The 13,864-nt window shown below is 71.5% G+C and carries 14 protein-coding genes; 8 read left to right on the top strand and 6 right to left on the bottom strand.

What is annotated here, in order from left to right; all coding sequences use genetic code 11:
* The first annotated feature begins 32 nt into the window (after positions 1-32).
* The 5 genes from OU416_RS27270 to OU416_RS27250 all read left to right on the top strand — a co-directional run bounded on the left by OU416_RS27270 (position 33) and on the right by OU416_RS27250 (position 5,437).
* Complete coding sequence (locus OU416_RS27270) at positions 33-1,745, top strand: serine/threonine-protein kinase (RefSeq protein WP_270929880.1); 1,713 nt, start codon at positions 33-35, stop codon at positions 1,743-1,745.
* 51 nt (positions 1,746-1,796) lie between these two features.
* Complete coding sequence (locus OU416_RS27265) at positions 1,797-2,606, top strand: purine-nucleoside phosphorylase (protein ID WP_270929879.1); 810 nt, start codon at positions 1,797-1,799, stop codon at positions 2,604-2,606.
* Between the two features lie 105 nt (positions 2,607-2,711).
* On the top strand, positions 2,712-4,358 hold the full coding sequence (locus OU416_RS27260; RefSeq protein WP_270929878.1) for a phospho-sugar mutase: 1,647 nt from the start codon (positions 2,712-2,714) through the stop codon (positions 4,356-4,358).
* Position 4,359: 1 nt separating this feature from the next.
* Positions 4,360-4,815 (top strand): flavodoxin family protein, encoded by a 456-nt coding sequence (locus OU416_RS27255; protein WP_270929877.1) that lies wholly within the window; start codon positions 4,360-4,362, stop codon positions 4,813-4,815.
* Positions 4,816-5,101: 286 nt separating this feature from the next.
* On the top strand, positions 5,102-5,437 hold the full coding sequence (locus tag OU416_RS27250) for a hypothetical protein (RefSeq protein ID WP_270929876.1): 336 nt from the start codon (positions 5,102-5,104) through the stop codon (positions 5,435-5,437).
* A 67-nt stretch (positions 5,438-5,504) separates the two neighbouring features.
* Here the strand turns inward: OU416_RS27250 and OU416_RS27245 are convergent, their stop codons facing one another.
* Entirely contained in the window at positions 5,505-5,885 is a 381-nt protein-coding gene (locus tag OU416_RS27245) for a type II toxin-antitoxin system death-on-curing family toxin (RefSeq protein ID WP_270929875.1), read from the bottom strand.
* 15 nt (positions 5,886-5,900) lie between these two features.
* On the bottom strand, positions 5,901-6,107 hold the full coding sequence (locus tag OU416_RS27240; RefSeq protein ID WP_270929874.1) for a type II toxin-antitoxin system VapB family antitoxin: 207 nt from the start codon (positions 6,105-6,107) through the stop codon (positions 5,901-5,903).
* Positions 6,108-6,159: 52 nt separating this feature from the next.
* Between OU416_RS27240 and OU416_RS27235 the strand changes: the two genes are divergently transcribed.
* Positions 6,160-6,747, top strand: a complete 588-nt coding sequence (locus tag OU416_RS27235) for a TetR/AcrR family transcriptional regulator (protein WP_270929873.1) — start codon at positions 6,160-6,162, stop codon at positions 6,745-6,747.
* A gap of 88 nt (positions 6,748-6,835) precedes the next feature.
* Here OU416_RS27235 and OU416_RS27230 read toward each other — a convergent pair whose 3' ends face one another.
* From OU416_RS27230 to OU416_RS27220, 3 genes are all read right to left on the bottom strand, one after another.
* The gene (locus OU416_RS27230) at positions 6,836-8,215 is read right to left on the bottom strand and encodes a glycoside hydrolase family 18 protein (protein WP_270929872.1); all 1,380 of its coding nucleotides are present in this window, start codon (positions 8,213-8,215) and stop codon (positions 6,836-6,838) included.
* 254 nt (positions 8,216-8,469) lie between these two features.
* Entirely contained in the window at positions 8,470-9,093 is a 624-nt protein-coding gene (gene upp / locus OU416_RS27225; RefSeq protein ID WP_270929871.1) for a uracil phosphoribosyltransferase, read from the bottom strand.
* Positions 9,094-9,207: 114 nt separating this feature from the next.
* Positions 9,208-9,903, bottom strand: coding sequence for a TetR/AcrR family transcriptional regulator (locus OU416_RS27220; protein ID WP_270929870.1), 696 nt, complete (start codon positions 9,901-9,903; stop codon positions 9,208-9,210).
* Between the two features lie 106 nt (positions 9,904-10,009).
* Between OU416_RS27220 and OU416_RS27215 the strand changes: the two genes are divergently transcribed.
* Positions 10,010-11,572, top strand: a complete 1,563-nt coding sequence (locus OU416_RS27215) for an FAD-dependent monooxygenase (protein WP_270929869.1) — start codon at positions 10,010-10,012, stop codon at positions 11,570-11,572.
* A gap of 299 nt (positions 11,573-11,871) precedes the next feature.
* Entirely contained in the window at positions 11,872-12,690 is an 819-nt protein-coding gene (locus tag OU416_RS27210; protein ID WP_270929868.1) for an endonuclease/exonuclease/phosphatase family protein, read from the top strand.
* 36 nt (positions 12,691-12,726) lie between these two features.
* Here the strand turns inward: OU416_RS27210 and OU416_RS27205 are convergent, their stop codons facing one another.
* Positions 12,727-13,860, bottom strand: coding sequence for a glutathione-independent formaldehyde dehydrogenase (locus OU416_RS27205; RefSeq protein WP_270929867.1), 1,134 nt, complete (start codon positions 13,858-13,860; stop codon positions 12,727-12,729).
* Positions 13,861-13,864 lie beyond the last annotated feature (4 nt).

Below are 13,864 nucleotides of genomic sequence, written 5' to 3'. Positions count from 1 at the left end.
CGCGGCCGCGGTCGTCCGTGGAGAATGTGATCGTGCCCGCGAACGACAACAACACCCTCGCCGGCGCCGGTCGGCTGATCGGTGACCGGTACCGCCTGGAACGCAAGCTCGGCGGCGGTGCGATGGGCACCGTGTGGGCCGGCACCGACGAACTGCTGCGCCGCCCGGTGGCGGTCAAGGAGGTCAAGCTCCCGCCGGGCATGCCCGACGAGGAAGCCGCCGAGATGCGCGAGCGCGCGCTCCGCGAGGCCCGGGCGATCGCGGTGCTGTCGCACCCCAACGTGGTGACCCTCTACGACGTCGCCCGCGAGGGCGGCGAGCCGTTCGTGGTCATGGAGCTGGTGCCGTCGCAGAGCCTCGCGGCGATCCTCGGGGAGCACGGCGCGCTCGACGACCAGCAGATCGCGGTGATCGTCGACGGCGTCGCGGCCGGGCTGGACGCCGCGCACCGGGCCGGCATCGTGCACCGCGACGTCAAGCCAGGCAACGTGCTCATCGGCGACGACGGCCGGATCAAGGTCAGCGACTTCGGCATCTCCCGCAACATCGCCGAGCACACCCTCACCAGCACCGGGATCCTGCTGGGCACCCCGGCCTACATCGCGCCCGAGGTCGCGGCGGGCGAGGGCGTCCGGGCGGCCGCCGACCTCTGGGGGCTGGGCGCGACGCTGTTCGCCGTCGTCGAGGGCCGGGCGCCCTACGACGTCGGCGACGATCCGCTGGCCACCGTGACCGAGGTGGTGCGCGGCCCCGTCCCGCAGGTGAGCCGTTCCGGCCCGATCGGCGAGATCATCACCGGGCTGATGGTCAAGGACCCGACGCGGCGGATGTCGCTGACCGAGGTCCGCCGCCGGGTGCAGCACCTGCTGCCGCCGCCGGGTGCGCGCCCGTTCGCGATGCTGCTCGATCCCGAGGCCCCCACGGTGCGGGTTCGCTCGCTGGTCCCGCCGACGCCGTCGAACCCGCCGCCGCCGCGGCCGAAGCAGCCCACGCTCGGCGCGCCGGCCGCCCCGCTGGCCAGCGATCCCGGGCTGCCGCCGTTCGCGCTGAAGGACCCGCCGCCGAGCCGCCGCTCGCCGTGGACCGCGGTCGCACTGGGCGTGACCGCCGTCGTGCTCTTCGCCGCCGCGCTGGCAGGCGGATTCGCGGTCACCCGCCTCGCCGTGGGCAAGTCCGTGCTGCCCGAGTCCGGGACACCGGCGAGCCCCACCGCGGAGCGGCCGCTGGCCGAGCAGCTCAGCCTGGTCGAGACGACCGGGAACGCCAAGCACACCGCGGCTCCCACGGGCGGGAAGTTCCAGATCCTGGCGCCTGCGCCGAGCCCCGGTGGCTGGCAGGTGTTCCAGAGCGAGCGCACCGATGTCGCCAACAGCCTGGTGATGTCCTACGTGTCCCCGGACGGCCTCTTCGAGATCGCCGTGCAGCGCTACGGGAACTTCTTCGGCTCGGGCCACGACATCGACGACTACCTGGACAAGCTGCCGCTGAGCGTGAGCGGGGGGAGCCAGGTCCAGGTCGACGAGGTGACCGACAACGGCGACGGCAAGCGGCTGGTCTACACGACGACGGTGCGGCCGATGCTCAACGGGCAGGCCAACCCCCACCCGCGCACCACGGCGGCGGAGCTGGTCCGCCGGGATGACGACCTGTGGATCGTGCGGGTCACCGGGCCGCCCGGGCGCAGCCCGCAGAGCCAGGCGATGCTCAACGAGATCGCACCGACCCTCGATACCACCACTCCCTGACGGGCTCCCGAGCGCGACGCGGACGCGGAAAAGCCTCTAAGCTGCGCGGCCGTGACCTCTAGTACTGCTTCCGACCCGTCCGCCACCGCTTCGGCCGCCGCCTCGGCACTCGCCGAGGCCACCGGCGTCGAGCGCCACGACCTGGTCGTCGTGCTCGGCTCCGGCTGGCAGCCCGCCGCCGAGGAGATCGGCTCGCCCGCCGCCGAGATCGGCATGGCCGAGCTGCCGGGCTTCGCCGCACCGGGCGCGATCGGGCACAGCGGCAAGATCCGGTCCGTGCCGGTGGGCGACAAGCGGGCGCTCGTCATGCTCGGGCGCACGCACCTCTACGAGGGCAAGGGCATCGACCCGGTGGCGCACGGGGTGCGCACCGCGATCGCCGCCGGGTGCCGCACGGTGGTGCTCACCAACGCCGCGGGCGGCCTGCGCGAAGGCATGCAGGTCGGGCAGCCGGTGCTGATCAGCGACCACGTCAACATGACCGCGCGGTCGCCGCTGGTGGGCGCGGACTTCGTGGACCTCACCGACCTGTACTCGCCGCGGCTGCGGGAGCTCGCCCGCGGCATCGACCCGACGCTGGAGGAAGGCGTCTACGCCGGGCTGCCCGGCCCGCACTTCGAGACGCCCGCCGAGATCCGCATGCTGCGCACCATGGGCGTCGACCTGGTCGGCATGTCGACGGTGCTGGAGGCGATCGCGGCCCGCGCCGCGGGCGCCGAGGTCTTCGGCCTGTCCCTGGTGACGAACCTGGCGGCGGGGCTCAGCGGCGAACCGCTGAACCACGAGGAAGTCCTGGAAGCGGGCCGCGCATCGGCCACCCGCATGGGCAAACTCCTGCGCTCGGTGGTGGAAGCCGCTTGATCTCGCGGGTCGTGAGCGCGGGGTTTTCGCGCTCACGACCCCACGGGATCGCGGCGGAGCTGGGATGATCTCCGCTCGGGTGTTGGCATTCGCATCGGAGGCCTCGTGGGCGAATCGGTGGAAGTGTGCGGGACGGGCGCGCGGGCCGCGGCGCAGCGGTGGATCGCGGAGGACGTCGACCCGGGCGCGCGGGCGGAGTTGCAGCGGCTGGTCGACGCCGACTCGCCCGAGCTGGCGGACCGGATGTCCGGGATGCCGCGATTCGGCACCGCGGGCCTGCGCGCCGCGGTGCGCGCTGGGGCGAACGGCATGAACCGCGCGGTGGTCGTGCGCACGACCGCCGGAGTCGCGGCGTGGCTCACCGAGCACGGCCACGGCGGCGGTGTCGTGGTCGTCGGCCGGGACGCGCGGCACGGGTCGGCCGATTTCGCCGCCGATGCCGCCGGTGTGCTGGCGGCGGCCGGTTTCGACGTGCGGGTGCTGCCCGAGCCGCTGCCGACGCCGGTGCTGGCGCACGCGGTGCGCGCGCTGGAGGCCGTCGCGGGCATCCAGATCACCGCCTCGCACAACCCGCCGCAGGACAACGGGTACAAGCTGTACCTGCGGGGCGGCATCCACCTGGTGAACCCCACCGACAGCGAGATCGAGGCCGCCGTCGCCGCGACTCCGGCGGCGAACTCCGTGCCGCGCGCGGAGAACTGGTCGGTCCACTCCGCGGCGCTGGAGGACTACCTCGCCCGGGTCGCGACGCTGCCGCGCGGCAGCGCCCGCGAGTTGCGGATCGCGGCGACCGCGCTGCACGGCGTCGGCGCGCAGCCGCTCCGGGAAGCGCTGCACCGCGCGGGATTCGACGACGTGCACCTGGTCGCGTCGCAGGCCGATCCGGATCCGGACTTCCCCACCGTCGGGTTCCCGAACCCCGAGGAGCCCGGGACGACGGACGCGCTGCTGGCGCTGGCCGCGGAGGTCGGCGCGGACCTGGCGATCGCGCTGGACCCGGATGCCGACCGGTGCGCGCTCGGCGTGCCGGTGGACGGCGTCTGGCGGATGTTGCGCGGCGACGAGACCGGTGTCCTGCTCGCCTGGCACATCCTGTCCACTTTGGACCGAGAGGTGGCGCCGGATCCGCTGGTGGCCACGACGATCGTGTCCGCGACCATGCTGCGCTCGATCGCCGCGGAGTTCGGCGTCCGCTACGACGAGACGCTGACCGGCTTCAAGTGGCTGGTGCGCGCCGGGGACGGTGCGGGCACCGGACTGGTCTACGCCTACGAGGAAGCGCTCGGCCACTGCGTCGACCCGGATTTCGTGCGCGACAAGGACGGCATCTCCACCGCGGTGCTGGCCGCCGACCTGGCCGCGGCGCTGAAGGCCGCGGGGCGCGGCCTCCCGCAGCTGCTCGACGAGCTCTCCACCGCGCACGGCCTGCACGAGACCGGGCAGATCTCGGTCCGGGTCTCCGACCTGAGCGTGATCCCCCGGATCATGCGGCGGCTGCGCGCCCAGCCCCCGGCTCGGCTCGCCGGGACCACTGTGGACGTTCGGGATCTGCTGCCGGAGACCGACGCGCTGGTGGTCACCGGCGCGGGCGGCCTGCGGGTGGTCATCCGGCCGTCCGGGACCGAGCCGAAGCTCAAGTGCTACCTGCAGGTCGTCGAGCAGGTCGACGACCTGCCCACCGCGAAGCGGCGCGCCGCGGACCGCCTCGCCGCGCTGGAGCGCGCCGTGTCCGAACTCGTGCGAGGAGGCTGAGATGCCCCGGCTGCTGATCGTGCACCACACCCCGTCACCCGGGATGCAGGCGCTGTTCGAACAGGTCGTCGCGGGCGCGACCACCGACGAGATCGAAGGCGTCGAGGTGGTGCGCCGCGCGGCGCTGAGCGCGACCGCCAGCGACGTCCTCGAAGCCGACGGCTACCTGCTGGGCACCCCGGCGAACCTCGGCTACATCAGCGGCGCGCTCAAGCACTTCTTCGACACGATCTACTACCCCTGCCTGGACTCGACCGCGGGTCGCCCGTTCGGCTACTACGTGCACGGCAACGAGGGCGTGGAGGGCGCGCAGCGCGCGATCCGCTCGATCACCACGGGGCTCTCCTGGCAGCAGGCCGCCGAGCCGGTCACCGTCCTGGGCACGCCCGGCAAGGCCGAGCTGGCGGCCTGCTGGGAGCTCGGCGCGACCGTCGCGGCCGGGCTCATGACCGAGTGAGCGCGGGCCCCGGGTTTCCGGTTGCACAACAGCAGAAGAACCCCAGTTGATCTTGGTCGGAAGTCGCGGAGTAACCTGATCGTGTCGTCGGGGCGCGCCCCTTGACGACACGGGGCGCCCTGGGCAAAGCCCGCCTTCCCTCATCAACGTGCGATGTTCGGGGCGCCCTCCTCCTCGCGCTCGGTAACGGCGCAGATCCCCCGAACCACCCCATCCAGGCCGTCGGAAGACATCTCCCCAGGGACTCCGGCAGCATTTGCGGGGCCCGAGGGGTTACGCTGCGACAGTGAGTGAGGAATCGATCCGACTCGAACTCGACGACTCCGGCGTCTCCGTGGATCTCCCACAGCCCCCTGGTTCACACGATCAGGTTCAGGGCGTTCCCTACCGACCTGTCGAGTTCCGCGACAACGACCTACCGGCCGCCTTGGAGCGTTCCGCCAAGTGGCTCCGCGCAGCCCAGGACTGGCTGGGGGAACCGCTCGACGTCATCGCAGTCCACCTGGATTACGACGATCGCGAGGGTGCTCCCTACTACGACCTGAAGTTGCTCTGCAACGAAGAGGATCTGGCGGGCGCACCGATCGCACTGCGCAAGCTGCAAAGCGGACCCGCCGCCTGACCCGCACAACGATCGCGGTGGCCCGGCCGGAGATACCGGCCGGGCCACCGCCGTCTCCAGGCCCCTCTCACGCCTTCGGCTTCGCCCAGGATTCCAGGTGACCAGCGACTTCGGGGAGCTCCAGCTGGTCGCGGCCGACCTCGCGGACCATCTCCAGCGCCGCGTCGTCGGCGGCCTCCACCCACCAGCCGTTGAGGTCGCACATCGCCACCGCGGCCACCCACGCCAGCCGCCAGTTGCCCCCGGCCAGCGGGCGGGTGCGGACGATCGAGTCCAGCAGCGCGGCGGACTTCAGCCACAACGTCTCGTAGGCAGGCACGCCGAACACCTCGGCGTGCGGCCGGTACGCGGCCGCGTCGAGCAGGCCGCCGTCCCGCACCATCAGGTCGCCGTCGGTCACCGCCGTGGCGAGCAGGAGCAGATCCGACGTGTCGAGGTAAACGATCACGCGGTCAATGGTCGATCATGCCGTGCCGAGCTTGTCGAGCAAGCCCCGGTAGCGGGGCAGCACCCGCTGCACGACCTCGTCCAGCTGCTGCTCCTTCTGCTGCCGCGCCCAGCGATCGGCCAGCGCGCTGCGCACGACCTCCTGCTTGGAGCGCCCTTCAGCCGCCGCCAGCTCGGCGAGCCGCTCGTTCTCTTCATCGGTGAGACGCAGGGTCATGGCCATGCCGCGATGGTATCGCGCTGATACCACTCGCGGCAGGCGCTAGTTTCGGAGGATGGCTAGACCGCGCGCGCACGACGACGCCCTGCGCATCCGGCTGCTGGATCGAGCGGGCGAACTGCTCTCCGCGCACGGTCCGGAGGGGCTCGGCCTGCGGCGGCTGGCCGCGGACGTCGGCACCTCCACGACGGCGGTGTACTCGCTGTTCGGCGGCAAGCCGGGGCTGGTGCGCGAGCTGTACGCGGAGGGCTTCCAGCGGCTCGGCGACCGGATGGCGCAGGTCCCCAGCACCGGCGACCCGGTGGCCGACATGTGCGCGCTCGGCCTGGCCTACCGGGAGAGCGCCCTGGCCAACCCGCACTTCTACTCGATCATGTTCGGCCGGGCGGTGCCCGATTTCGTCCCGGACGAGGATTCGGTGAACGCCGCCCTGCTCAGCATGCGACCGCTGCAGGACGCCGTCGCGCGGGGCATCGAGCGGGGCGCGCTGGCCGACACCGACCCGGACGAGATCGTCTTCGCCGCTTGGGCCCTGGTGCACGGCCTGGTCTCGCTGGAGCTGAACTCCCCGCTGCCCCGAGACGACACCAGCGCCCGCTACGAGCGGGCGCTGGTGAACGGTATCGCGGGTTGGAGGCGCTGACCCCGGAGCGACGGGGGGTGTTGTCCCGGGGCCAGCGCGTCGTGCCCGACCTGGCGTCACCACACCGGGCACGACCGTTCTCGGGCCCCTAGCCGAGGGCCGTGTGCAGGGCGGTCATCAGCTCGCCCTCCGGGGTGTCGCCGTCCAAGGACCAGATCATCGCGCCGCCGAGGCCCTGCTTCTTGAGGTAGTCGACCTTGCGCTTGATCTCGGTGGGGTCGTCGTAGGTCCAGAACGTGGTCCCGTCGAAGAGCCAGGCGAAACCGGCCTGCTCGTCGCGGTGCAGGGTGTACTGGCCGGCCTTGGACTTGAGCACCTTGTAGTCCTCGATGCCCGCCTCCCAGGTCGCCGGCGCGGGTCCGGTCGAGTTCTGGAACAGGCCGTTGTTCTGGTTCGTCACGCCGGTCCAGCCGCGCCCGTAGAACGGCACGCCGAGCACCATCTTGTCGTTCGGCGCGCCCGCCGTGCGCCAGGCGTTGATGGTCTGGTCGATGCTCCACTTCTCCGGCGACGGGTCGCCCTGCGGGCTGAGGATCGCCGACTGGTGGTTGGTCGTCGGGTCGTAGGCGCCGTGCAGGTCGTAGCCCTGGATGGTGCCGAAGGTCAGCAGGTTGAAGACCTTGGGCACCTCGAACCCGGCCTCGATCTTCGCCGGGTCGGCGGGCAGGAAGGCGCTGATGTCGTAGTTCTTGCCCGTCTCCTTGCCGACGGCGTCGAGCTGGGTGCGCCACTCCTGCAGCAGCGCGGTGAAGTTCTGCTTGTCGGCCGGGTCGACCACGTTGCCCGGGCCGCCCTCGGAGCCGGGCCACTCCCAGTCGAGGTCGACGCCGTCGAAGACGCCCGCGGCGACGCCGTCGCCGCCCTGCGGCTCACCGCCGATCTTGGGCATGTTGCCCCGGATCCACATGTCGATGCAGGACTTCACGTGCGCGGCGCGCGATTGGGGGGTGGCCGCCGCGTTGTGGAAGTTCTTCGACCAGGTCCAGCCGCCGAAGGAGATGTAGACCTTCAGGTGCGGGTACTTCGCCTTGAGCTGCTTGAGCTGGTTGAGGTTGCCCGCCAGCGGCTGGTCGTAGGCGTCGGCCTGGCCGCTGACGGTCTGCTCGGCGGTGAACCGCCGCTGGTAGTCGGCCCAGGCGTCGCCCTCACCGGCCTGGTTGACCTGGAAGCACTGGCCCGCGGTGTTCAGGTTGCCGAAGGCGTAGTTGATGTGGGTCAGCTTCGCGGCGGTGCCGGAGGTGTCGAGGTTCTTGACGAAGTAGTTGCGGCCGTAGATCGACCACTGGGTGAAGTAGCCGACCTTGCGGGCGGCGGCCTGCGACTGGACCTCGTCGACGGCTTGCGGCCGGGGGGCCGCCGGGGCGTCGGTGGCGCCCGCCGGGGAGGCCAGCAGGGGCAGTCCCAGTGCGAGTACCGAGGCGAGCAGCACCGGGAGCCGGAACGGGAATCTGCGACTTCGAGAGGACATGGCGACTCCTACTTCATCGGGGGGATCGCTCCATGTGTGGTATAGACCATATTCCGATCAGGTCTAGACCAGCTATCGCCTGTTCGGCCGAAAACTGCTGCTGCGCTCAGCCCCGGCCGCAACCCGCCGCGAAGATGCCTCGGACCAGGGAATTCCCAGTTTCCGGCGCAGAACGAAACCTCCCCCGCATCGGGGCTCAGCCCCGAGCGGAGGAGGTTCGCGGTCGGCGGGAAATCCGGGAAAGGCCCGCGGGATCAGACCGCGCCGTACTCGCGATCACCCGCATCGCCGAGACCGGGGACGATGTAGCCCGACTCGTTCAGGCGCTCGTCGATGCTCGCGGTCACCACACGGACCGGCAGGCCGGACTCCTCCAGCCGCCGCACGCCCTCCGGCGCCGCCAGCGTGCAGATCGCGGTCACGTCGCTGGCGCCGCGCTCGGTCAGGATCCGGATCGTGTGCACCATCGAACCGCCGGTGGCCAGCATCGGGTCGAGCACGAACACCGGGCGACCGGACAGGTCGGCGGGCAGCGACTCCAGGTACGGCGTGGGCTGCAGCGTCGTCTCGTCCCGCGCCAGGCCGACGAAGCCCATCTGCGCCTCCGGGATCAGCCGGTGCGCCTGGTCGGCCATGCCCAGGCCGGCCCGCAGCACCGGCACCAGCAGCGGCGGGTGGGCCAGCCGGTAGCCGTCGGTGCGCGCCACCGGGGTGTGGATCGGCTCCACCGCGACCTCGGCGTCCCGCGTGGCCTCGTACATGAGCATCAGCGTGAGCTCCTGCAAGGCGGCGCGGAACGCAGCGCTGTTGGTGCGCGCGTCGCGCATGGTGGACAGCCTTGCCTTCGCCAGGGGGTGGTCCACGACCCGAACATCCATGACCGACAACAGTAACGGCCGACTCCCCGATCCACGTCGCAGCTGCTCGCGAACGTGTCGCCGGTCGCAGCGGTCCACTGCGGAACGTCGGCCGCCGATCACTCGGCGTGGGAATCAGCCGTCGGTGGCGGCGAGGCCCTTGATCAGGAGGTCCAGGCCGAACTCGAAGCGCTCCTCGTCGGTGCCGGACATCAGGGCCGGGAGCAGCGCCGTGATCGACGGGAAGCGCTCCGGCGGGAGCTCGGCGAAGTACTGCTGGACCTGCGCCATCCGCTCACCGCGCTCGGCGTCGCTGAGCCCGAAGTCCGCGGTGCGCTCCATGGACACCGCCGTGGTGTAGAGGGCGAGGACGTCCACCGCGAAAGCGACCACCCGGTCCGGCTTTCCCGCCGCGCGCAGGATCGCCATCATCGCCTCGCTGAGGTGCAGCGCGTTGGGCCCGGTGGGCGCCGGGGTGCGCATGACGACCTGGGCGATGCCGGGGTGCGCGCCGAAGACCGCGACCTGCTGGCGGATCAGCTCCTTGAGCTGCTCCTGCCACTTGGCCGGATCGGGCTCGGGCAGCGCGATCTCGCCGATCACCAGGTCGAGCATCAGCTCGTGCAGCTCGTCCTTGTTGCGCACGTAGGCGTACAGGGAGGCCGCGCCGGTGCCCAGCCGCTGCGCGACCTTGCGCATGCTGACCGCGTCCAGCCCTTCGGCGTCGAGCAGTTCGAGCGCGGTGCGCACGATCAGCTCCAGGCTCAACGGCTGCTTGACCGATCGCTCGCGCGCTACGCGCTGCCGCCAGGGCGGGACGGGCACGGACATCGCTCTCCCCACTCGATCGCTGCTGCGAACACCGTACTTGACACGAACACTGTTCGTGGGTAGAACAGCGTTCGTTGAACGAACACCGTTCGAAGGAGCCGTCGCGATGTCCGAGAGCACCCCCGTCCTGATCGCCGGCGCCGGGCTGGCCGGGCTGTCGACCGCCGTCTTCCTGGGCCTGCACGGCACGCCGTCGCTGGTGGTCGAACGCCACCCGAGCACCTCCACGCACCCCAAGGCGCGCGGCCAGCAGCACCACGTGATGGAAGCGCTGCACCTGGCCGGGCTGGCCGAAGCGATGGTCGAGGCGTCTCCGAAGGACACCGGATTCCTGATCCGCATAGCCGAGAGCGCGAGCGGCCCGGTGTTCCGCGAGATCCTGCACGCCACGTTCCTGCCGTTGGAGGGCCTGACACCCGCTCGCTCGGCGGACGCCAGCCAGGCCGCCGCGGAGCGCATCCTCGCCGAGCGCGCCCGCGAACTGGGCGCCGAGATCCGCTTCGCCACCACCCTGGAGTCCTTCGAGCAGGACGACTCCGGGGTTCGCGCGGTCCTCTCCGACGCCACCGGGACCCGCACCGCGCACGCCGACCACCTGGTGGCCGCCGACGGCCACCGCAGCCCGATCCGCGAGCGGCTGGGCATCGGAACCCACGGCCGCGGCACGATCGGGCGCTCGATCCACTGGCTGATCCGCGCCGACCTCGCACCCGCCGTCGGCGACCGCCAGGTCCTCTACTACCTGCAGAACCCGCGGCTCTCCGGCGGCAGCGGCACGGTGGTCAGCACCGACGAGCCGGACCTGTTCGTCGTCGGCGTCGGCTACGACCCGGAGCACGAGAGCATCGACGACTTCCCGGAAGACCGCGCCCTGGAGCAGATCCGGCTGGCCACCGGCGTGCCCGGCCTCGCCGCGGAGATCGTGGCCGCCGACACCACGGTGGCGGGCATGCGGGTCGCGGACCGGTTCTCCAGCGGACGGGTGCACCTGGTCGGCGACGCCGCGCACACCATGCCGCCGCACGGCGGCCTCGGCGGCAACACCGCCATCATGGACGGCTTCTACCTGGCGTGGAAGCTGGCCGCCGTGCTCCGCGGCGAGGCCGGGCCGGGCCTGCTGGACAGCCACGACGCCGAGCGGCGCCCGGTCGGCGAGCTGATCGCGGAGAACCAGTTCAAGAACGCCATCGCGCGCAGCATGCCGCACCTGAAACGACCGGAGGACACCCCGCCGATCGAGGACCCGGGCATGCTGCTGTTCGGCTACCGGCACAACGGCGCGGTCGTCCCGGAGCCCGGCGACGACGGCGAGCTCCTGGAGGACCCGACCGAGCCGACCGGACGTCCCGGCTCGCGCGCCCCGCACGCCCGACTGACCACTTCGGACGGTGAACTGTCCACGATCGACCTGTTCGGCCGGGAGTTCGTGCTGCTGACCGGATCTGAGACGTGGGCGAAGGCAGCCGAGCAGCTGGCCGCGGACCTCGGCGTCCGCCTGCGGGCGCACCTGCTCGGCGGCGAGATGACCGGCGACTGGACCGCCAGGTACGGCGTCACCACCGACGGAGCGGTTCTGGTGCGCCCGGACCGCTTCATCGCCTGGCGCAGCCGCGGCACCGGCTCCGCGGCCGACCTGGAGCACGCCCTCCGCACGGTCCTCGACCGCTGAGCAAGCCCTTTCACCCGCCCAATCCCCCGCACCCACTTCCGGGTGTCCCGGCACCCCAAAGCACACACGGCCACCACCTGCGCAAAGGCCGTCCCACGCCCAGAGCGGCGGTCAATTTCGCACGAAATTGACCGTCACCCGGGTGAACGTCAATTTCGTACGAAATTGACGCGACCTCCCCGACTCACCTGGTGCAGGGCGACGTACACCTCCGGTTGGTCCGGGTGTTCGGGTGCAGGCCAGGCGAGTTCAACAACGGCCGGTAGGAATGCCTCGTTCGACCGATTCGGAGGTACTTCGTGAAGCATTCGTTCGGCCGGTCCGCGCTGGCCGCCGTCCTGGCCCTGGTCGCGATCGTGCTCGCGCCGATGGCGTTCGCCGATGTCCCGCCGCGGCAGCTCACCGTTGCGACGTTCAACATCAAGCACGGCGCGGGGATGGACGACGTCCTCGACCTCGAGCGCACCGCGGGCGTCGTCGAGAAGTCCGGCGCCGACGTCATCGGCCTGCAGGAGGTCGACCGGCACTGGTCCGATCGCAGCGACTTCGCCGACCAGGCCGGGTGGCTGGCCCGCCGCCTCGGGATGCACGTGGCCTACGGCGCCAACCTGGACCTCGACCCGGCGAACCCCGGTGAGCCGCGACGCCAGTACGGCACCGCGATCCTGTCCCGCTTCCCGATCCTCGACTCCCGCAACACGCTGCTCCCCCGGGCGGAGCAGGGCGAGCAGCGCGGGCTGCTGGAGGCGCGGATCAACGTGCGCGGCAAGAAGATGCTCTTCCTGAACACGCACCTGCAGCACAGCTCGTCGGCCGAGCGCTCGGAGCAGGTGGCCGCGATCAACGCCATCATCGACGGCCGGAACCTCCCCACCGTGCTCACCGGGGACCTCAACGCCACGCCGGAGGCGCCCGAGATCGCCGAGCTCACCGAGCGCCTCGCCGACACCTGGCCCACCGCCGGGCGGGGCGACGGCTTCACCTTCGACGCGGCGAAGCCGACGATGCGCATCGACTACGTCCTGGCCTCGCGGGAAATCGACGCGCACCGCGCCGAGGTGATCTCGACGACGGTGTCCGACCACCGGCCGGTCGTCGTCGACATCACGCTGCGGTAGCCGGAAGCGCCCCGGCAGCCGCCGGCGCGCACCGGTTCACGGGTGCAGGACGACCTTGGTGTAGCCCTCGATCCGCTGGTCGAACTTCCGGTAGGCGTCCGGGGCGTCGGAGAGCGACAGCTCGTGGGAGACCACGAAGCTCGGCTCCGCCCGGCCCGCGATGATCATGTCGCGCAGCTGCCGGTTGTAGCGCTTGACGTTGCACTGGCCGGTGCCGATGACCTGCCCCTTCTCGAACATCCGGCCGACCGAGACCAGCAGCATGCCCTTCTTCGCCTCGTCGGTCGGGCCGCCCGGGTCGGCGGGCACGTACAGCCCCGGCACGCCCAGCCGCCCGGTCGCGCGGACCGTGTCGATCAGCGAGTTCAGCACCACCGCGGGTTCTTCCTTGCTGCCGTCGCCGACCTGGGCCTGGTAGCCGACCGCGTCGATGCCCTTGTCGGTGCCCTCCCCATCGGTCTGGTCCTTGATCATCGCGACCGGGTCGCCCTGCGAGAAGTCGATCGGGACGGCCCCGATCTCCGCGGCCTTGGCCAGCCGCTCCGGGATCCGGTCGACGCAGAACACCCGCGCGGCACCGCGCAGCAGCGCCGAGTAGGCGGCCATCAGCCCGACCGGCCCGGCCCCGTACACCACGACGCTCTCCCCCGGCGAGACCTGCGCGAGCTCGCAGCCGTGGTATCCGGTCGGGAAGATGTCGGCGAGCAGCACGAAGTCGGCCTCGTGGCTGCCGTCGGCGGGCAGCGTCAGGCAGTTGAAGTCGGCGAAGGGCACCCGCAGGTACTCCGCCTGGCCACCGCTGTAGGGCCCCATCGCGACGTAGCCGTAGGCGCCGCCGGCGAAGCCGGGGTTGACGGTCAGGCAGAACCCGGTGTTGCCCGCCATGCAGTTCTTGCAGAACCCGCAGGCGACGTTGAACGGCATCACCACGCGGTCGCCGCGGTTCAGGCTGGTCACGCCGGAGCCGAGCTCCTCGATGATGCCCATGTTCTCGTGGCCGAACACGATGCCCGGTTCGGCCGCCGTGCGCCCCTCGTACATGTGCAGGTCGGAGCCGCAGATGGCGGTCGAGGTGATCCGCACGATCACGTCGTTGGGGTGCTGGATGCTCGGCCGGTCCACCTCGCCGACCGCGACCGAGAAGGGTTCCTGGTACACGACTGCCTTCATGGCG

The organism is Saccharopolyspora indica, assembly GCF_027853965.1.
Classification (GTDB): domain Bacteria; phylum Actinomycetota; class Actinomycetes; order Mycobacteriales; family Pseudonocardiaceae; genus Saccharopolyspora; species Saccharopolyspora indica.
Note: the sequence above shows the minus strand (reverse complement) of the source record. Positions and strands in the feature narration are given on the sequence as shown.

What these genes read in the sequence shown, in the direction of transcription:
- OU416_RS27205 (WP_270929867.1), bottom strand. Translation starts at nt 13,860, where the DNA reads ATGAAGGCAGTCGTGTACCAGGAACCCTTCTCGGTCGCGGTCGGCGAG.
- OU416_RS27220 (WP_270929870.1), bottom strand. Translation starts at nt 9,903, where the DNA reads ATGTCCGTGCCCGTCCCGCCCTGGCGGCAGCGCGTAGCGCGCGAGCGA.
- OU416_RS27240 (WP_270929874.1), bottom strand. Translation starts at nt 6,107, where the DNA reads ATGGCCATGACCCTGCGTCTCACCGATGAAGAGAACGAGCGGCTCGCC.
- OU416_RS27235 (WP_270929873.1), top strand. Translation starts at nt 6,160, where the DNA reads ATGGCTAGACCGCGCGCGCACGACGACGCCCTGCGCATCCGGCTGCTG.
- OU416_RS27230 (WP_270929872.1), bottom strand. Translation starts at nt 8,215, where the DNA reads ATGTCCTCTCGAAGTCGCAGATTCCCGTTCCGGCTCCCGGTGCTGCTC.
- OU416_RS27255 (WP_270929877.1), top strand. Translation starts at nt 4,360, where the DNA reads ATGCCCCGGCTGCTGATCGTGCACCACACCCCGTCACCCGGGATGCAG.
- upp (WP_270929871.1), bottom strand. Translation starts at nt 9,093, where the DNA reads ATGGATGTTCGGGTCGTGGACCACCCCCTGGCGAAGGCAAGGCTGTCC.
- OU416_RS27215 (WP_270929869.1), top strand. Translation starts at nt 10,010, where the DNA reads ATGTCCGAGAGCACCCCCGTCCTGATCGCCGGCGCCGGGCTGGCCGGG.